Here is an 18,536-nt window from a genome sequence, read left to right on the forward strand (position 1 = left end):
CAACGCGCCCCGACCGGTTGCGAGAACAAACGTCGGGCCGGCTCATTGGCTTTCCGCCTGTTTGAGTTCCAGCACTTCTTTGGGCGTCACCATGTCGCCCTTGTTGTTGCCCCAGGCGTTGCGTTCATAGGTCACGACCGCGGCGATATCGACTTCCGACAATTGTTTGCCGAACGCGGCCATGGAGGTGCCGGGCTTGCCGTGGAAGACGATGTTCAAGTGGTCCTTGATCGGTCCGGTGGCGATTTTCGAGCCCTTGAGCGCCGGGAACATGGGCGGCAGGCCTTGGCCTTCGGCCTGGTGACAGGCCACGCACGTGGTGTGATAGACCTTGTCGCCACGCTCGACGAGTTCTTCGCGCGTCCATTCCTTGCTGGTCAGCTCCTTGAGCTGCGCGGCTTCGGCCTTGCGTTCGCCCAGCCACTTCTCGTAGTCGGGCTTGCTCTTGACCTCCACCACGATCGGCATGAAGCCATGGTCCTTGCCACACAGCTCGGCGCATTGGCCGCGATAGATGCCGGGCTTGTCGACGCGGGTCCAGGCTTCGTTGACGAACCCCGGGATGGCGTCGCGCTTGACCGCGAAGGCCGGCACCCACCATGAGTGGATCACATCGGCCGAGGTCACCAGGAAACGCACCTTGGCATCGACCGGCAGCACCAGCGGCTTGTCGACCTCCAGCAGGTAATGCTCGCCCTTGGCGCTCTGGTTATTGATCTGTTCGGCGGGGGTCGCCAGGTTGCTGAAGAACTCGACGTCCTGGCCCAGGTACTTGTAGTGCCACTTCCACTGGTAGCCGGTGACCTGGATGTCGATCTCCGACTCGCTGGAGTCGTACATCTTGATCAGGGTGGCGGTGGCAGGAATCGCCATCAGCACCAGGATCAGGAAGGGCACGATGGTCCAGAGGATTTCGACGCGAGTGTTTTCGTGGAAGTGCGCGGCATTCTGGCCGGTTGAGCGGCGGTGCATCATCATCGACCAGAACATGGCGCCGAAGACGATGATGCCGATGACCACACAGATCCAGAAGATGGTCATGTGCAGGTCAAACACTGCGTTGCTGATCTGTGTCGCTCCAGGCGCCATATTCACAGTCCAGGCCGCTTGTGCCTGGCTGAAAATCGACCACAACAGGAGGCCCATCCATACGTGTGGATGTCGCGTCATTGCGGGTTCCCCTTATCGTTCTTGTTATCCCGTAGGCGTAAAGCCTGCGGCAAGGGATCGGCTCTTCAGACTGCTTAATTGACTCGCCGCGCCTTGCTGCACATGCAATCGGGTGTCATCAGCTAACTCCATTCCAACCCGAGTATAGACAGCACCTGCAACCTCGCAACGCGACGGCGTAAATCGTTTGAAACAGCCGGGGCTTGCGCTAGGGCCCAGGAATGGAGAAGGATGCGAACCTGAATGATGGCAAACCGATATAACGGCGACGTATCAAGGAAGGGCCGGTTATGAAAAATAGGTCTTAGGAGTTTTTTTGCGCCAGCTAAGTTATGTCATTCCTATTTCATTGCCTGTTGTTTACTGGAGTTGTCATGAACACCGCCGCATTGCGCGAGCAGATCCAAAAAGCCCAACAACACGAGGCCGAGACCGGCCTGTTGAGCCGTCAGCTGACGGCCCAGTTACCAACGCTGCACCCTGCCATCCAGCTGCCGGATGCGAATGCCAATGACGTCCTGGCGCGGTTTGTCGCTGCCTACATCAACGAAGTGCCGGACTTGCTGGATGCGGCCAATGACGTCGCCAAGGAGGCGGGTATCGAGTCGCAGATCAAACCCGTACTGAAGATTGCCGAGCAATACTTTCTCCAGCCTCCGACGATCATGGCCGGGCATGTCGGGCTCAACAGCCTGCTCGACGAAGCCTACCTGGCGCACCGGTTCGTCGAAGAGGTGAACGACCTCTACATCAAGCATTTCGGCCAGCCACTGATCCCCTTGGACATGACGGTCGCCAACCTGATCGCACACCAGTTGATCGGCGAGGAGTTTGCCAACCAGCTCGATGAGGTGGTGCATCACGCTTTCGATGAGATGCTGAACGACGAAACGTTTGCATTGGAATCGGTAGAAACCTACCGCGAGAAACTCAGCAGCCCAGCGACCGGCGCGGCCTGGAAGCGCTGGCCATGCATGTCCCGACGCCTGGGCGTGGGCTTGGAGCTGGATCAGCCGGCGGCTTGATCCTTCGAAAAAACAAAACCCCTGTGCAAGCGGGCTTGCTCGCGAAAGCGGAGCGTCAGGCTACATCCAACTGACTGATCTATCGCGTTCGCGAGCAAGCCCGCTCCCACGGGGCATACGCAGTTCATCGAGAGCCTCACAGAGGCATGGTTAGCTGGCCGCTGCGCCAACCCCAACTGTGGTCCGCAACCGCCCTTCCAACCGGCGCTTTAGCCCGCGGGATTCAATCAGCAGCTTCGAACCCTTGCTGGCATTCGCCCGGCCCCATTCTTCGAGCAATTCCAGGCACGAATGGTCGATGTAGCTCAGGTTATTGAGCGGCACGTGCACTGTCGCGCCTTCGGGTATGGTGCCCAACACTTTGGTCAGCGCCGGCACCTTGAGGAAGGTGGCCGCCCCCACAAGGCGCAGCTCCATCTCGCCTTCCTGCGGCAAGTCGATCAGGCTGATTTTCAGGCGCGAGGCTTTCCAGGCGAGTTTCACCAAGGTCAAGCCGAAGCCGATCAGCACGCCGGTCAGCAGGTCGGTGAAGATGATCGCCAGCGCTGTGGCGCCGTAGGTGAACATCGGCATCCGGCCATAACGGCCCAGGCTTCGAAACGCCTTGAGGTCCACCAATTTGAAACCGGTGTAGACCAGTACACCCGCCAAGCTCGCCACCGGAATGCTTTGCAGCACGCTGGACAGCAACAGCACGAACAGCAACAACCACAAGCCGTGGAAAATCGTCGACATCCGCGTGGTTGCGCCGGCCTGGACGTTGGCCGAGCTGCGCACGATCACGCCGGTCATCGGCAGCGCACCGAGCAGGCCGCAGAGCATGTTGCCGATACCTTGCGCCGACAGTTCCCGGTCGAAGTCCGCCCGTTCACCGCTGTGCATGCGGTCCACGGCGGCCGCCGACAGCAGGGTTTCGGCGCTGGCGATGAAGGCCACGGCGAAGGCGGCGATCAGCACGGTCGGATCCGCCAGGTTCAGCAGGTCCGCCGGGCGCAGCCAATCGATGGCTTCGGCGAGGTTTTCCGGGACTTCCACGCGCTTGACCTGCAAGGCCAGCAGCAGGCTGGCGACGGTCGCCAGGCCGACACCCAGCAGCGCGCCAGGAACGAAGCGCAGGCTGTGGGGGCGAAACTTTTCCCATAGCCACATCACCGCGATCGTCGACAGGCCCAACAGGCCGGCCTGCCAGCCGAAGGTCGGCAGGGCCTGGGCGACTGCCGCAGGGAAGGCCGCGAGGTTATCCAACCCCGAGGGTTTGGGCGCTGCGTCGAGCATCACATGGACCTGGGACAACACGATCAGCACGCCGATACCGGCCAGCATCCCGTAGACCACCGCAGGCGCGGTGACCCGGAACCAGCAACCGAGGCGAAAGCGCCCGGCCAGCAATTGCAGCAGGCCGGCCAGCAACAGGATCGGCCCGAGCATCGCCACGCCATGCTGGCGAACCAGTTCGAAGACCAACACCGCCAACCCGGCCGCCGGACCGCTGACTTGCAGCTTCGAGCCGGCCAGGAAACCCACCACCAGACCGCCGATGATCCCGGTAATCAGGCCTTTGGCCGGTGGCAGGCCAGATGCAATGGCAATCCCCATGCACAAGGGCAGCGCCACCAGAAACACAACCACCGAAGCCAATAGCTCCCGTGGCAGAACAGCTTTTAATTGAGCAGCACGCATGGCGACTCTCCCGAAGTTTTCTTCAGGCATGGCGAGGCCCGCCCGCGTGAAACGCGGGAAGGCTTGGAACCATGCAAGGATGATTAGGAGTGGTTAGAAGCGCGCTTTGGGCGTCGCCACCGGTATCGGATGGCTGCCATCGAGCGGCAGGAAACAGCCCCGGTCCGCGTCAAAGGCTTTGATCTCGCTGGTCTCGATGTTGTACACCCAGCCATGGATGAACAACTGGCCGCTGGCCATGCGAGAAGCCACCGAGGGGTGCGTTCGCAAATGCTGCAACTGCGCGATCACGTTCTCTTCGGTGAGGATAGGCATGGTCTGCTTTTCGTCACCGCACGGGCAGTTGTCATGGACCATGGTCTTGGCGACTTCGGCGTGGCGCAGCCAGGCCTTGACCGTCGGCATCTTTTCCAGGGTATCGGGGTTGAGCACGGCACGCATGGCGCCGCAATCGGAATGGCCGCAGACGATGATGTGCTGCACGCCGAGGGCCAGCACGGCGTATTCGATGGCGGTGGAAACGCCGCCATTCATCTGGCCGTAAGGCGGAACGACGTTGCCGACGTTACGGGTCACGAACAGGTCGCCAGGGGAACTATGGGTGATCAACTCGGGCACGATGCGCGAATCGGCGCAGGTGATGAACATTGCCCGGGGCTTCTGGGCGGTGGCGAGTTTTTTGAAGAGTTCTTCCTGCTGGGGAAAGATCTCGTGATGGAAATGCAAAAAGCCGTCAACAATGTGCTGCAGCGCTGCATCGGCGGTTTCCGCCTCGGGTTGGGCTGAAGCCGACGCAGCCAACGGCTGTTTATCCTTGTCACTCATGATTCATCCTCTTTGAGACGCCAGTGGCTGGTTAAAAAACATCCAGGCCGAAACGCTCGACCCGTCAGTCACTCGATGAACAAGGTAGCGGCCGAAACTTAACTCAAACTGAAATCGAAGGCTCTAGGACAACGATTACAGGGGTGGCGAAACGCTGGCGCGGATCATGCCCAGCGGCCCTTCCAAGCTCAACTTTAATCAAATCAACGACATCTGCCGGCCTGGCGGACAGAAGGCATTGCAGTCGAGATTGTAACCATCACGCCGTTCCAACCCTAAACGTTTCAACGCCTTGGCGAATCGCTGGGCCAGCAACTGCGCGAAAGGACCTTCACCGCGCATCCGCACGCCAAACCGGCTGTCATACAGCTCACCTCCACGGCTCTGGCGCACCAGGCTCAGCACATGGGCGGCGCGCTGCGGGTAGTGCACCTGTAGCCATTCTTCGAACAGCGGCGCCACTTCCAAGGGCAGGCGCAGCAAGACGTAGGCGGCATTCTGCGCACCGGCGGCGTGGGCTTCGGCCAGCAGGCTCTCGATTTCGCTGTCGTTGATCATCGGGATCATCGGCGCACAAAGCACGCCCACGTTGATGCCCGCCTCGCGCATCACTTTTATCGCCCGCAACCGCGCCTTGGGCGCCGCCGCGCGGGGTTCGAGAATGCGCTTGAGCTCATCGTCCAGGGTGGTGAGGCTGATCATCACGTGCACCAGGCGCTGTTGCGCCAGCTCGGTCAGCAGGTCCAGGTCCCGCAGGATCAACGACCCCTTGGTGACGATGGTCACGGGATGTCGATAGCGCAGCAACACCTCCAGGATCCGCCGGGTAATGCGCTGCTCGCGTTCGATCGGCTGGTAGGGGTCGGTGTTGGAGCCCAGGGCGATCGGCGCGCATTGATAGCCGCGCCGGGACAGTTGTTCCTCCAGCACATCGGCGGCGTTGGTCTTGGCGATCAGCTTGGTTTCGAAATCCAGCCCCGGCGACATGTCCCAGTAGGCATGGCTGGGCCGCGCATAGCAGTAGATGCAGCCGTGCTCACAGCCCCGGTAGGGGTTGATGGAGCGATCGAACGGGATGTCGGTGGAAGTGTTGCGGGTGATGATGGTCTTGGCCGTTTCGATGCGTACTTCGGTGCCCTGGGTCGGCGGGACCTCCTGGTACCAGCCGTCATCCTCGGCCACCGAGCGACTCGGGGCGAAGCGGTTGTGCGGGTTGGTCGCGGTGCCGCGGCCGCGGGGTGGAAGAGAGGCGGACATGGAGATACTCCGTTTGCTGTATGTGCATACAGTATTCGCTGCGTTCGATTAAGGCCAGTGCCATTCGGCAGCGCAAACGCTCGATTGCCCTTCACGACGCTTTGACGTCCCGGTCACAGGCTTTTAACCGGAGCGAGCCGACACTGCGCCTCTCCAATCCCCATTATTGGTCGCGCGTGCATGCTCAAGCTCTGTTCCCGTTCGCTGCTTTGCCTGGCCCTGCTCACCGCCCTGGCCGAGGCACCCGCCCAAGCGGCCGATTCCGTTGAAGCAAGGCCCGCTGAATGGGCGCAGCCAGTGGGTAAGCATTACAACCTCTACCAGATGTCACCGACGCTCTTTCGCAGCTCCCTGCCGGACGGCGCTGCGCTGCCCTTGCTGAGCGAACTCAGGATCGGCACGGTCATCAACTTCTTGCCGGAGTCGGACCAGCGCTGGCTGTCCACGCCCGGCATCGAGCAGGTTCAGTTGCCCTATCGCACCAATCACGTCGACGACAGCGACATCCTCAGTGCCTTGCGCGCCGTCCAGGCGGGCGAGGCCAAGGGGCCGGTGCTGATGCACTGCAAACACGGCTCGGACCGCACCGGGCTGGTGGCGGCCATGTACCGGGTGATTGTGCAGGGTTGGAGCAAAGAGGACGCGCTGAGCGAAATGACCGAAGGTGGCTTCGGTGACAGTCATCACTTCAAGGATGGGGTGCGCTACATGATGCAGGCCGATGTCGACAAACTCCGCGAGGCATTGGCGAACGGCGATTGCAGCACCAGCGTCTTTGCCCTTTGCTCCCTCGGGAGTTGGGTCAACTCGACCACCACGGCCCATCACATGGACGCTCAGGTACTTACGCCCGCACGGTGATCGGTCGCCTGCATGAAGGCGGCGATGGATTCGGACAACGGTCGTGAATCGCCCGCCTCGTATATTGCTTGGCGCAACGCCCTCCCAGTGCTCCTATCGAACAATCCGTTGCGCTTGAAACGCTTGAACACGCCATCGGCCAAGTCCTGCGACCAGAGGTAGGCATAGAGTCCGGCGCCATAACCGGTGACCATGTAATCCAACCCGTTTGGCCAGCGTTCGTTGGCGGACGTTGGCAGATGCCCGACCTGTGCGCTGATCTGGTCGAACACTTGCTGGGCTGTGCGCCCGTCGCCGTGGCTGCGGTGCAATTCCATGTCAAACAGCGTGTCGCGTAACGACTTGGCCCTCCCCCAGCTGGTTTGAGTGGTGAGGTACGTCAACAGCTGATCGACAATATGCTCCGGCAGGGAAGCCCCGGTCTGGTGGTGCCTGGCGATACGGAGCAGGCACTGCTTGGAGAAACTCCAGCGCTCCAGCAGGTTTCCGGCAAACTCGGCGGTGTCCCGGGACAGCTCGGATATGCCCGAGATGTCGCGGTAGTCCGCCTTGCTCAGGACATGGTGCAAGCAATGACCGAACTCATGAAACAGGACGCTCAGGTGTTGGTAGTCCAGCAACACCGGCTCGGTGCCGGAGCCGCGTGGCAACCAGGCATGCAACGTCGCGACGGGGTAGCGCGGTCGACCCTCGGCGGTGATGCGGCGGTTTCGCAGGGGGGAAGTGTGGGGGTAACCGTTCAGCCTTCCATTTTCAAAGGGATCGAAATAGATAAAACCGAGGGTATCGCCCCGCTCGTGGACCTCAAACACACGCACCTGCGCATGCCAGGTGGACAGATCCTGGCGCTCGGTGAACTCGATACCGAACAGATCGTGTGCGATCAGCTGCAATTGGTAAAAGGTTGATCTGAGCTCAAACCAGGCGCTGGCCGTCTGTTCTGAAACCCCTGTCGTCTGCCGGCGAATTTTTTCCGCCAAGTACTGGTAATCCCAAGGCTGGAGTTCGCCGAAGCCTTGCTGCGCAGCGAAGGCCGCCAACTGTTTAGCGTCCTGCTTGAACAGCTCTTGTTGTCGCCCGAGTTTTTCCATCAGGAACGCCATGACCTGCTCTGGCGACTGCGCTTGCTCCGGCTCGATCGCCAGTTGGGCATAATTCGAATAGCCCAGCAGCAGGGCGGTTTGATGACGGTCCCTGAGCAATTGCTGCAGTACCTCGCCATTATCGAAGAGGCCTGCATTCGGCCCTTGATCCGACGCCCGAATGCTATAGGCCGTGTAGATTTGCTCGCGCAGAACGCGGTCGTCAGCATAACGAGTGACAATGCGAAACGATTCGTCCGTCAGCCTCAACAACCACCCCGTGCGACCTTTTTCACGGGCGTGCTCGGCCATTTGCAGTTTGAAATACGCAGGTAAGCCCTGCAAACGAGCCTCATCGTCGAACGTTTGGCTCCAGGCATTGTTGGCCTCTTCCAAATGCTCCATGAACAATATTTCGGCGCCACGGATACGCAGTTTCAGGTCTAGCAAGGCCGCTTGTACGTCGGGTGCGAGTGAATGCTGGCGAAGCCGCCGCAGGATCTTCGCCAGCGTTCTTTTTCTCGCGGGTGAGAAATGCAGGGCTATCTGACTGTCAGCCAGGCGTTGGTAGAGCTGGAACAGCTCGGGGTTTTGCTCCAGGGAACGGCGAAAGTCACTCAGTCGTTCGCGGCACTCATGCGCAATCTGCTCCCAGGCGTCTCCCGTCCAGGTTGAGGCCAGGCATTGCAGCACATAGCCAAAGCTTTTCAGCCGTGCATGGATTTCATCCATGGCCAGCACCAGGTCATCCCAGGTCGGATAGGGCGCCTGAGTCTCGATGGTCTCGGCAACTTTGGCTTGGCATTCGACAATGATCTGGTCGAGGGCGGGGGAAAAGTGTTCGGCTTGAATCTCTGAGAACGGCGGCAGGACATAGGGCTGCAGCAGTGGGTTATCAGCGTGGCGCATGGAGACTTCCTGTCAGTCTGGACGTGTCACGACAGTCTGGAGAGGAAGGCGGTTGGCGCTGCGGTACATATTTATCGCTTCCGGGCCGGGCGGCCCGGAAGGTGATGCCGAAGATGTCAGTCGGTTTTTTCTTCAACTTGGGGTTGGGGAAAAACTGCACCGCCTGGACCTTCGCGTCTGGCGTCTTGAGTGCCGAAGTATTGACCCGGGTGCCCAATTCCTTGGGCACCGACAGGCCTTGCTCGTTGAGCGTGTCGGAATAACCGCAGGCCACGCACTCGCGATGGGGCACGCCGTCTTCGTTCCACATCATCAACTTGTCCGGCTCACTGCACGCCGGGCAGACCGCCCCGGCGATGAAGCGTCGTTTGGTAATCACTGGCCCCTCACTCATGCTGCCGCGTCCTCGCTCAGGCCGCTATGGCGCAAGAGTGCGTCAATCGACGGCTCGCGGCCACGGAAGTCGACGAACAGCACCATCGGCTCCTGGGAACCGCCACGGGCCAGGATCGCCTCACGGAAGGCGCGACCGGTGTCGGCGTTGAGCACACCGTCCTCTTCAAACTTGGAGAACGCATCGGCCGACAGCACTTCCGCCCACTTGTAGCTGTAGTAACCCGCTGCGTAGCCGCCGGCAAAGATGTGGGCAAAGCTGTTCGGGAAGCGGTTGTAGGCCGGCGGACGCATCACCGACACCTCGTCGCGCACGCCTTCGAGCACTTGCAAAACGCTGCGACCGTCGCCGTGGGTGGCGTGCAGCTCGAAGTCGAACAGCGAGAACTCCAACTGGCGGACCATCATCAGGCCGGACTGGAAATTCTTCGCCGCGAGCATTTTTTCCAGCAGGTCCTGGGGCAGCGGCTCGCCGGTTTCGTAGTGACCGGAAATCAGCGCCAGGCCTTCAGGCTCCCAGCACCAGTTCTCCATGAACTGGCTCGGCAGCTCGACGGCATCCCAAGCCACGCCGTTGATGCCCGACACGCCGGCATGCTCGACACGGGTCAACAGGTGATGCAGGCCATGGCCGAACTCATGGAACAGCGTGGTGACTTCATCGTGCGTCAGCAGCGCGGGTTTGCCGCTGTCGGCCGGAGTGAAGTTGCACACCAGGTTGGCGACCGGGCTTTGCAGTGCGCCTTCGAGGGTGCGACGACGATCCCGGGCGCCGTCCATCCACGCGCCGCCACGCTTGTTGGCGCGGGCGTAGAGGTCGAAGAAGAAGCGGCCGACGTGCTGGCCGTTTTCCTTGATCTCGAACAGGCGCACGTCCGGGTGCCAGCTGTCGAAGCCTTTCAGCTCTGCAATCTCGATACCGTACAGGCGCTGCACAATAGTGAAGAGGCCGCTCAGCACCTTGTCGATCGGGAAGTACGCACGCAGCGCTTCCTGGGCGACGCTGTAACGCTGCTGGCGGAGTTTTTCGCCGTAGAAGCCGCTGTCCCAGCTTTGCAGGTCGGGGCAGCCCTGTTCGGCGGCGTAGGCCTTGAGTTGTTCCAGGTCCTGGGCGGCGAACGGTTTGCTGCGCTTGGCCAGGTCACGCAGGAAGCTGAGCACCTGGTCGCTGGATTCGGCCATCTTGGTCGCCAGGCTCAACTCGGCGAAATTGGCGAAGCCCAGCAGGTGGGCCAGCTCCTGGCGCAGGTCGAGGATCTGCTCCATTACCGGGCCATTGTCGTTCTGGCCGGCGTTCGGGCCCTGGTCCGAGGCGCGGGTGCAATAGGCCGCGTAGACCTCTTCGCGCAGGGCGCGGTCTTCGGCGTAGGTCATCACCGCGTAGTAGCTGGGGAATTCCAGATTGATCAGCCAGCCGTCCAATTCCTTGGCCTGGGCCGCAGCGGCCATTTGCGCCTTGGCCGAATCGGTCAGCCCGGCGAGGGCGGCTTCATCGGTGACGTGCTTGGTCCAGGCCTGGGTCGCGTCGAGCAATTGGTTGGAAAAGCGGCTGCCTAATTCGGACAACTTGCTTTGCACTTCGGCGTAGCGCTTCTGCTGCTCGGGCGGCAGGTCGATGCCCGACAGGCGGAAATCGCGCAGGGAATGTTCCAGGATGGTTTTTTGCGCCACGTCGAAACCGGCCGCCTCGGGGCTGTTCGCCAGGGCTTCGAACGCCTGGAACAACTCACGGTTCTGGCCCAGTTCGGTGGAGTAGGCACTCAGCGCCGGCAGGCACGCCTCATAGGCTTCGCGCAGTTCCGGGCTGTTGCGCACGGCGTTCAAGTGGCTGACCGGGCTCCAGGCCGCACCGAGGCGATCGTTGAGCTCGTCCATCGCCAGCACCAGGCCGGCCCAGGTAGGCTGCTTGACTTGAGTCTTGAGGATTTCGGCGATGGCGGCACGGTTGTCAGCCAGGATCTGCTCGATGGCCGGTTGCACGTGCTCGGCACGGATCGCCGAGAATGGCGGCAGGTCGTAGGGCTGCAAAAGAGGGTTGTTCACGCTCACGGTTGACACCTTCGCTGGAAGAAACATGGGCCCATCTTAATTACAATCGACCTTCACCGCAGCTAGCAGCGCCTATCAGCCGATAAGAGAGAACCTATCGTGACCCTTCGCACGTACCAGAACCACAGCCCGAAGCTTGCCCGTGGGGCTTTTGTCGACAGCACCGCGGTGGTGATCGGCGACGTCGAAATCGGCGAAGACAGCTCCGTCTGGCCGCTGACGGTCATTCGCGGCGACATGCACCGCATCCGCATCGGCGCGCGCACCAGCATCCAGGACGGCTGCGTGCTGCACATCAACCACGCCGGCCCGTTCAACCCCGACGGCTTCGCGCTGCTGATTGGCGATGACGTGACCGTCGCCCACAAAGTCATGCTCCATGGCTGCTCGGTGGGCAGCCGGATCCTGATCGGCATGGGCAGCATCGTCATGGACGGCGCGGTGGTCGAAGACGACGTCATCATCGGCGCCGGCAGCCTCGTACCGCCGGGCAAGCGCCTGGAGAGCGGCTTTTTGTACGTGGGCAGCCCGGTGAAACAGGTCCGCCCGCTGACCGACAAGGAACGGGCGTTTTTCACCTACAGCGCGGCGAACTACGTGAAACTCAAGGATTTGCACTTGGCCGAAGGCTACGACCAACTCTGAATCCCCTCGCCACAGTTTCATTCATGCCTGTTGAGTGAACTGCACGATCACCTAGGACCCACCATGCACTACCAAACCGTACTCTTCGACCTCGACGGCACCCTCACCGACCCACGGGAAGGCATCACCCGTTCGATCCAGTTCGCCCTGGGCAAACTGGGCATCGACGAACCCGACCTCACCCGCCTCGAACACTTCATCGGCCCGCCGCTGTTGCAGGCCTTCATGCAGTTCTATGACTTCGACGAAGCGAAAGCCTGGGAAGCGGTGAACTTCTATCGCGAACGCTTCAAAGTCACCGGCCTCTACGAAAACCGCGTATTTGACGGCGTCATGCCCCTGCTGGAAACCCTCGGCAGCCAAGGCCGGCAGCTCTACATCGCCACCTCCAAACCCTGGGTTTTCGCCCGGGAAATCGCCCGCCACTTCGACTTCGCCCGGCACTTCAAAGTGATCTACGGCAGCGAACTGGACGGCACCCGCACCAACAAAGTCGAACTCATCGCCCACCTCCTGGCCGAAGAAAGCCTCGACCCGGCCAACACCCTGATGATCGGCGACCGCAAACACGACCTGATCGGCGCCCGCGACAACGGCCTCGACGCCGCAGCGGTGGGGTATGGGTTTGGCAGTTTCGAAGAACTGAACGCAGAAAACCCGGTGCACCACTTCCAGACACTGGATGAGTTGCACCGGGCTTTCCTGTGAAGCTCAAAAACTAAAGACAAGCGAAACGTGGCGAGGGGATTTATCCCCGTTGGGCTGCGCGACGTTTCGCTAAATGCCCTCGCCACAGAAGCTTGCGGTGCGGCGGCTAGCGGGGATCGACGTTATCCAACACGCGATTCGCCAACAACGAACTCAGCTCGATCAGTTGCTGAATGCCCAGTAGGACTTGGCGGTTGGAGCCTTCCATATCAAAAGCCAATTCATTGACCATCGCATCGGCCGAAGCCAGGGTTTCGCTGAGGTTTGCCAGCAGGCATTCATTGTCGAGGCCTTTTACGACGGTGAATAACTGCCCGGGTTGGATGGTTTCTTCAGGTCTTGTGGATTTGGGCTTTAGATAAAAGTCCAATGCGCGGGTGGCGGCTTCTTCGAGTTGCTTGGCATTTAAGCCGTCCAGATAAGGAGAGTTGGGATCTGCTTCTGGAGGGTTTGGCGTTATTTTGAACATGGGTACGTCCTAAAGTTAGGCTGCAACCATCTCGCTACTAAACGAAAGGGTGGCGGCTGTGCGCAGGTTAGTAGACCGGTGACATACCCAAACCGGCGCGCCCGGAGGCGCCAAGCGCACAGCCACCATCAAATGCAGGCGATGCCTGACTGATGAAGCTTGTGCAACCTGTATGTCATCTGGGCTACTAAACCCGACCACTGATGGGCAGTGGTAGGGAAACGATAGAGCCCAGAGGCAAGGCGCACAAGCCGGCGGATTCTGGCGTAGTTGTAGGCAAAGGCGCAAGGAAACGTAGCCCGGTACAGACGTGGCGGACAGAAATTAAACAAAGCCGAAAAGCCAGGCTCAATGAGCGGGTGAGCTTGGCTTTTCTTATGAACATGATGCCTTAGCGCAGAGCTGTGCCTAGGGCGTTTGCGCTTAAGTTTTTAGCAGGGTTGTGCAGTGCCGCTATGCCGTTCATGGCGCTGTGCATGGCTCCAATTGTCGTCAGGTCTGCTTTCGGCCATTAGCCGACGTTCAGTGCGGCCTACTTCCGATAGATTCGAGCATCAGCGCATATCCTCTGCTCTGTTTCGAATGGAATTTGTCACATGGAGGCGTGCTATACAGCAAGCATCACCAAGAACGGAGAATCAACGAAATGAAACCGCCAGCATTCACAGTCAATGCTTTGGGCGTAATGGTGGCCATTTCCGAACTTGGGGTGTCGGTTATCGCTCAGCAGAAAATTGGAACATTCGCAGTCGCATTCGGACTTTTCGAGGCCCACCTAGAGCCAGCGGTTTGGACACTAAAACGTGAAAGCGTGAAGGGGGTTAGGCCTTCCACTGATGGGCCAACTGCTTCTCAGTTAGTCACGATTGTAGGAAATGGCAGGGAGGATTTGAGCCCCGGTGCGAACGAAGTTCTGGCACGCGCTGCCGAAGCAGCTCACAAGTTGATGCACTATCGCCACTCTCTGCTCCACGGCTACTTAGTGCCTCTCGGGGAAACAGCATTTTTTATGCGGAATCCTCGGTGGAACGGTGAGGAGAGGAAGCGACCGTTCGGTGATGCTTCAATCGAGGATTACATTCTTGATATGGCAGCAGACGTCGCATGGGTACTGGTACGGATCATCGCCGTACTGCGAAAGATAAACGACGATGCAGAGACAGAGACGAAGCTCGAGTCCTTTGCTTCAGAACTCACTAGGATCAAACCATACCTAGGAGAGGTTGCACGGACTTATCGCACTACCTGAGCGCTATAGTTCTACGGTGTCGTATGAAAAAGCGACACTTTCGTAGACTCCTTCGATTGACCGATTTTGGCCGGTTGCAGCCCTTCACGAGAGACAGCAATCGGCCAGAAGCAGATATTTGCGATTTCTTTCATGGGCCCCAGCATCGTCATCGTGGCCAGCGACCATGCCGAACTGCATCGTCTCTGGTTCTTTCAACACAAAATTCAATTCCACCACGTTGGCGAGGCTTCCGCTGTATTTAACGGATAAAGGCACGCGGCCAGCTTAAGTTTTGTCAGTTCCATATCCGGCACTTCCGCATATCGCCTCGCTGGTATAGGTGTCGCAATGGGCGCGACGGCTCGGAGTAGGTGGTGTACTGAAAACTTCTAAACCACTGATTTTATTTGACAATATCCTTGCAGAAAATAAGGTGTTGCAGTCCATGCTGGCAAATGGCAATTTCTCATTCGGATCCGGCCATCTTCGAATGGAAACGACATGTCAAACACTTATAATATTTATAAAATTAAGCATCATAAGATTAAAGAACTAAAAGAAAAGCTTAAGTCCGTAGGGCTAGTTGAGCAAAAGACTCTTCAGGCTTTCAATTACTCTAATACTTTTTATTTCTCAGAAAACATTAAAGGGAACGATGTTTGGTGGTGGGAAACCTACAAAGAGTTTTTTAACGATAATATAAAGGAGCCAAAAAATATTTTTAATTTTGGCGTTCTGCTGTGCCAAAATCTAGAGAACGAAGAGAAAATTTATGCTGTGAGCTTAGGAAAGTCCCACTTTTATCTCTCCAAATTTATTCACCTCGATTTTGGGATCGATCTTGCGATTCATGTTGCAGATGAGAGCTCAATATTGCTGAAAAAAAGCCGCTACTTCACGGGCACAAAAAGACAAGACGTGTCCTCCTATCAACATTTTCAGAAAGATAGCTATGAGGCAGGCGAATCGGTCGACCACTTAAAGCTCAAGGCAGCTAACAAGGAAATATGGGGTGAGCGCAATATAATTTTTGCCGATTCCATTCAGATGGATATGGATAAACAACCTTTGGAGTTGTCCGCAATTTTCCAGCTGATTGATGAGAGTTTCTGCGGTGAAAAGATTATACATTTACCTAAGCTTGAATCAGTCGGAGCCGAGGCAACAAGTGAGCTTGACGAGCTATTGCTCGAACACCTCAACAATGCAAGCGGTGAAGTTCTAATTGAAGAATTTCAGGTGCATGGCATAGCCATTTGCTTTAGCTTTCATGATTACGATTATGAAATCAAGGCGAAGGGAGAAAATAGTAACTATCGCAAGGCTTTGGGTAATAGCATTGATGTTCAGTCTATCTCGGACTTCTTGGGAGAACATCCCGATATTACTGACATTAACAACGTTACTGTTCAATTCAAAAACGAAGATTCAAGACGTTTTACGCGATCCCTGAAGGAAATTCTTGACTGCCCAATCGAATACGAAGAGCAACAATATTTCCTAAAAAATGGAGAATGGTTTCTCTTTAATCAAACGTTCATGGAGTACCTGAGGCGATCTTTAGGCAGTATTGATATCAAGCTGGAAGAGCCATTGGTTGAATCCGCATTCATTGCTTGGCAAAAAGAGAAAAGGGAAAATGCGAAACCGGACGATGACAAAGTTGACTATCGAGAGGCGTATTTTAATCAGAAAATATGCGTCGAACGAGGTTGTCTGCTTTTAGATCGGGTTCTGACAGATATTAAATCACTCGAACAAAAAAGACGTAGCTATCAAGTGGAAGTTGCCGATATCTATAAAGATGGAGAAATTATATCGGTAAAAATCTCAAAGAAGAAACCAGAGCTGATTTACAATATCGAGCAGTCCAGAGATGCCATCACGCTTATAAAAAACAAAACAATAAAATTTGAAGAAAAACTACATAGCGCCGGGCTATGGTTTGTATTTGAAGATGATATTAAAAAAATCACCGACGTTAACTCCATTCAATTCCTTTTGGCTGTGGAGTCTTGGCACAAATTAGTCACGAATCATGGGCTCATCCCCAGAATCTATATATCCAAACACGAAAGAGATGTTGATAAAGAAGGAAAGAAGAAAACGTAGACCTCAACAATTAATTTGAATGTATTGCAGTTGAATCAAATTCTTAGACTCTAACCGTGAAGGCGTTTTTGTTTTGCACGGCACTTTGCTCGAGTCGTTCCACTGGCTTGGATGAGAGAAACATCGAGGAAAGAAAGCATGGAAACCGATGAGGTCTATGAGATCCTAAGAGACGCGAAGGTTCTAGCTAAGCGCTATTACCATCTTACTAAAAAGCCTCTAGGTGTTACTGGAGAGGTCGCAGAGTATGAGGCTGCTCGGATCCTCGATCTCAAATTGGAGTTTGCCAGGCAAGCCGGCTATGACGCTACGGAGGTTAAGGACGGATCGACTATCAAAATTCAAATCAAAGGTCGGTATTTTTCCAATTCTCGGATGCGAGGGGGGCGGGTTGGATCGATCGATTTGAAGCAGTCCTTTGATACCGTTCTCCTAGTGCTACTTGATGCTGATTACGACGCGTTCCAAATTTTTGAGGCGGCTAGGCCTGCGGTTGTGGCGTTACTGACTAGGCCTGGATCAAAAGCTAGGAACGAGCGTGGATCGGTAGGTATTAGCCAATTCAAAGCAATCAGCACACTACGCTGGGAGCGGACAGGAAAATAGGAAAACTTCTTATGGCACGAAACATATCATTGGCGCTACTCGGATCTATCGCTCTTGCTTTCACTGAGCCGTCATTGGCTGAGTCAGGCGTCGTAGTTTTCTATAAATCCGGTTGCGATTACTACATCGTCTCGACTAATCAAGGTTTTTCTCTTTTGGAATGGTACGGAGGGGATGACCCTATGGAGGGCGATACGCTTACCGGGAACATGATGGCGTACGGCATGCAGTCGCTTGTGAACCAAAGAACAGAAAATGAAACTCAGGCATGGGTAGACGATTTCTTGCTTAATCAATACACCGTGCTGCAGTCGTACCAAGAGCAATGTCGCTAGGTCCAGTCATGAGGGAAAAGATTGAAAGAGTGGGGATGGTTTTTTGAAATGAATCTGTCCCATTTTTTACTTTTTCAGCCAAGTGGATGCCAAGAAGCTATGCTTTTAGGCATCCGCGCTCAGGCGCTGTTTAATTAACTTTAGTGCATTAGGGAAGCTCATGGACATCATTACGACGATAAGCACATCGATAACGTTAGCCAAACGGCTACGGGAGATCTCCAAGAATATCGACGACGCCGAGTTCAAAAACTTGCTTGCAGACCTATCTAGTGAACTCGCCGACCTCAAACTAGAGGCCGCTGCTCTTAAGGAACGTATTGCAGCGCTACAGGAAGAGAACGCTCTGTTAAAGCAGACGTCTCCGCCTGCTGATGAAAAGCCTGTAGGAAGAAAATGGGGATGCTATCAATTCGAGGGGGATAGTGTCCTCTACTGTCCGGCATGTTGGGACTCCAAGCGTAAGAAGTCGTCAACCACTCGAGTGAGCACTCGGTTTCGCCACTGTCCTGTTTGCAACGCGCCTATTGGTGCAGGCTAAATACTCATCCACGGGTTAGGCTCTATGCAAGTCACCTGCACTAAATTCGAAGCAGCTTGTCGGCAGTTAAATGAAGCAATTAGCTTATTTTTTGCCGACCATGATCCATTGGCAGTGCGAACACTGGCAGCTGCCTCTCATGGCTTCAGCATTCCCTGGCATGGATAAGCTGGCACGAGAGGAACGTCTCAATGCCGGCCTGAATTTCTTGGCGTCAGCCATCACTAAAGACGGTGACAGTTCTATCAGAAAGAAAAAGCCTCTGGCCTAGAAACTTATCCTCCTGGCAAGAATGCCAAGCCTAATCGGTAGGGCAATCTAAGGCCCCAGCTTCGCTGTGGGGTATTTCGCCACCCTGCACCGGGTGTTTGTGTGGTCACTCACTGATTTTCGATGCTCACTTTGATGCCTGCTTGGCCGGAAGGTGCCGCTCTCAAGCGTCCGCTAATGGCCGATTGCAGCCGTCGCGGAAGATCAAATTAACAGACTCATAGGTATCTAATAGCAAGCGCCCAGCCTATTTCGTTCTCGCCCAGGGCGCCGCCGCATCAGTGCCCCGCAGTTGCGGGACGCATGGGCGGGTGGAGCTTTTTGGTGGTGAGGGACTGTTGGGCTTGTCGTTCAGTTGGATATGCGTC

General features: G+C 56.8%; 16 protein-coding genes and 1 pseudogene. 9 read left to right on the plus strand and 8 right to left on the minus strand.

Going from position 1 to position 18,536, the window contains the following annotated elements; translation table 11 throughout:
• Positions 1 to 42 precede the first annotated feature (42 nt).
• Positions 43 to 1,170 carry a cytochrome c oxidase subunit II gene (coxB, locus tag JZ00_RS22655; protein ID WP_039593404.1) on the minus strand — a complete coding sequence of 376 codons (1,128 nt, stop codon included), beginning with the start codon at positions 1,168 to 1,170 and terminating at the stop codon, positions 43 to 45.
• Positions 1,171 to 1,544: 374 nt separating this feature from the next.
• Here coxB and JZ00_RS22660 point away from each other — a divergent pair, with 374 nt between their 5' ends.
• A complete protein-coding gene (locus JZ00_RS22660; RefSeq protein WP_039593403.1) occupies positions 1,545 to 2,195 on the plus strand; it encodes a hypothetical protein in 651 nt (216 codons plus the stop codon).
• Between the two features lie 150 nt (positions 2,196 to 2,345).
• On the opposite strand, the gene JZ00_RS22665 is transcribed toward JZ00_RS22660, so the two are convergent.
• From JZ00_RS22665 to JZ00_RS22675, 3 genes are all read right to left on the minus strand, one after another.
• Positions 2,346 to 3,875: a SulP family inorganic anion transporter gene (locus tag JZ00_RS22665; RefSeq protein ID WP_039593402.1), complete on the minus strand. Its 1,530-nt coding sequence runs from the start codon at positions 3,873 to 3,875 to the stop codon at positions 2,346 to 2,348.
• A gap of 93 nt (positions 3,876 to 3,968) precedes the next feature.
• Complete coding sequence (locus tag JZ00_RS22670; RefSeq protein ID WP_039593401.1) at positions 3,969 to 4,700, minus strand: carbonic anhydrase; 732 nt, start codon at positions 4,698 to 4,700, stop codon at positions 3,969 to 3,971.
• Between the two features lie 198 nt (positions 4,701 to 4,898).
• On the minus strand, positions 4,899 to 5,957 hold the full coding sequence (locus JZ00_RS22675) for a PA0069 family radical SAM protein (RefSeq protein ID WP_039593400.1): 1,059 nt from the start codon (positions 5,955 to 5,957) through the stop codon (positions 4,899 to 4,901).
• A gap of 180 nt (positions 5,958 to 6,137) precedes the next feature.
• Here JZ00_RS22675 and JZ00_RS22680 point away from each other — a divergent pair, with 180 nt between their 5' ends.
• Positions 6,138 to 6,818, plus strand: coding sequence for a phosphatase domain-containing protein (locus tag JZ00_RS22680; RefSeq protein ID WP_039593399.1), 681 nt, complete (start codon positions 6,138 to 6,140; stop codon positions 6,816 to 6,818).
• Here the strand turns inward: JZ00_RS22680 and JZ00_RS22685 are convergent.
• The 3 genes and pseudogenes from JZ00_RS22685 to prlC all read right to left on the minus strand — a co-directional run bounded on the left by JZ00_RS22685 (position 6,794) and on the right by prlC (position 11,251).
• A complete protein-coding gene (locus JZ00_RS22685; protein ID WP_039593398.1) occupies positions 6,794 to 8,809 on the minus strand; it encodes a M3 family metallopeptidase in 2,016 nt (671 codons plus the stop codon). The genes JZ00_RS22680 and JZ00_RS22685 overlap by 25 nt on opposite strands.
• 121 nt (positions 8,810 to 8,930) lie before the next feature.
• A pseudogene (locus tag JZ00_RS22690) lies at positions 8,931 to 9,203 on the minus strand (YheV family putative zinc ribbon protein); the annotation flags it as partial.
• Positions 9,200 to 11,251, minus strand: a complete 2,052-nt coding sequence (prlC, locus tag JZ00_RS22695) for an oligopeptidase A (RefSeq protein WP_039593396.1) — start codon at positions 11,249 to 11,251, stop codon at positions 9,200 to 9,202. The pseudogene JZ00_RS22690 and the gene prlC, both read right to left, overlap by 4 nt.
• Before the next feature lie 99 nt (positions 11,252 to 11,350).
• Between prlC and JZ00_RS22700 the strand changes: the two genes are divergently transcribed.
• Positions 11,351 to 11,896, plus strand: coding sequence for a gamma carbonic anhydrase family protein (locus tag JZ00_RS22700; protein WP_039593395.1), 546 nt, complete (start codon positions 11,351 to 11,353; stop codon positions 11,894 to 11,896).
• Positions 11,897 to 11,959: 63 nt separating this feature from the next.
• Positions 11,960 to 12,604 carry an HAD family hydrolase gene (locus JZ00_RS22705; RefSeq protein WP_039593394.1) on the plus strand — a complete coding sequence of 215 codons (645 nt, stop codon included), beginning with the start codon at positions 11,960 to 11,962 and terminating at the stop codon, positions 12,602 to 12,604.
• A 106-nt stretch (positions 12,605 to 12,710) separates the two neighbouring features.
• On the opposite strand, the gene JZ00_RS22710 is transcribed toward JZ00_RS22705, so the two are convergent.
• Positions 12,711 to 13,073 (minus strand): DUF6124 family protein, encoded by a 363-nt coding sequence (locus JZ00_RS22710; protein ID WP_039593393.1) that lies wholly within the window; start codon positions 13,071 to 13,073, stop codon positions 12,711 to 12,713.
• A 646-nt stretch (positions 13,074 to 13,719) separates the two neighbouring features.
• On the opposite strand from JZ00_RS22710, the gene JZ00_RS22715 reads away from it, so the two are divergent.
• The 5 genes from JZ00_RS22715 to JZ00_RS30965 all read left to right on the plus strand — a co-directional run bounded on the left by JZ00_RS22715 (position 13,720) and on the right by JZ00_RS30965 (position 18,169).
• On the plus strand, positions 13,720 to 14,322 hold the full coding sequence (locus JZ00_RS22715) for a hypothetical protein (protein ID WP_039593392.1): 603 nt from the start codon (positions 13,720 to 13,722) through the stop codon (positions 14,320 to 14,322).
• Between the two features lie 483 nt (positions 14,323 to 14,805).
• On the plus strand, positions 14,806 to 16,416 hold the full coding sequence (locus tag JZ00_RS22720; protein WP_039593391.1) for a DUF6119 family protein: 1,611 nt from the start codon (positions 14,806 to 14,808) through the stop codon (positions 16,414 to 16,416).
• A 138-nt stretch (positions 16,417 to 16,554) separates the two neighbouring features.
• On the plus strand, positions 16,555 to 17,022 hold the full coding sequence (locus JZ00_RS22725) for a hypothetical protein (RefSeq protein WP_039593390.1): 468 nt from the start codon (positions 16,555 to 16,557) through the stop codon (positions 17,020 to 17,022).
• 11 nt (positions 17,023 to 17,033) lie between these two features.
• Positions 17,034 to 17,357, plus strand: coding sequence for a hypothetical protein (locus tag JZ00_RS22730; protein ID WP_039593389.1), 324 nt, complete (start codon positions 17,034 to 17,036; stop codon positions 17,355 to 17,357).
• Between the two features lie 611 nt (positions 17,358 to 17,968).
• The gene (locus JZ00_RS30965; protein ID WP_152668463.1) at positions 17,969 to 18,169 is read left to right on the plus strand and encodes a hypothetical protein; all 201 of its coding nucleotides are present in this window, start codon (positions 17,969 to 17,971) and stop codon (positions 18,167 to 18,169) included.
• Positions 18,170 to 18,536: the final 367 nt, after the last annotated feature.

This window comes from Pseudomonas frederiksbergensis (assembly GCF_000802155.2).
GTDB lineage: Bacteria > Pseudomonadota > Gammaproteobacteria > Pseudomonadales > Pseudomonadaceae > Aquipseudomonas > Aquipseudomonas frederiksbergensis_A.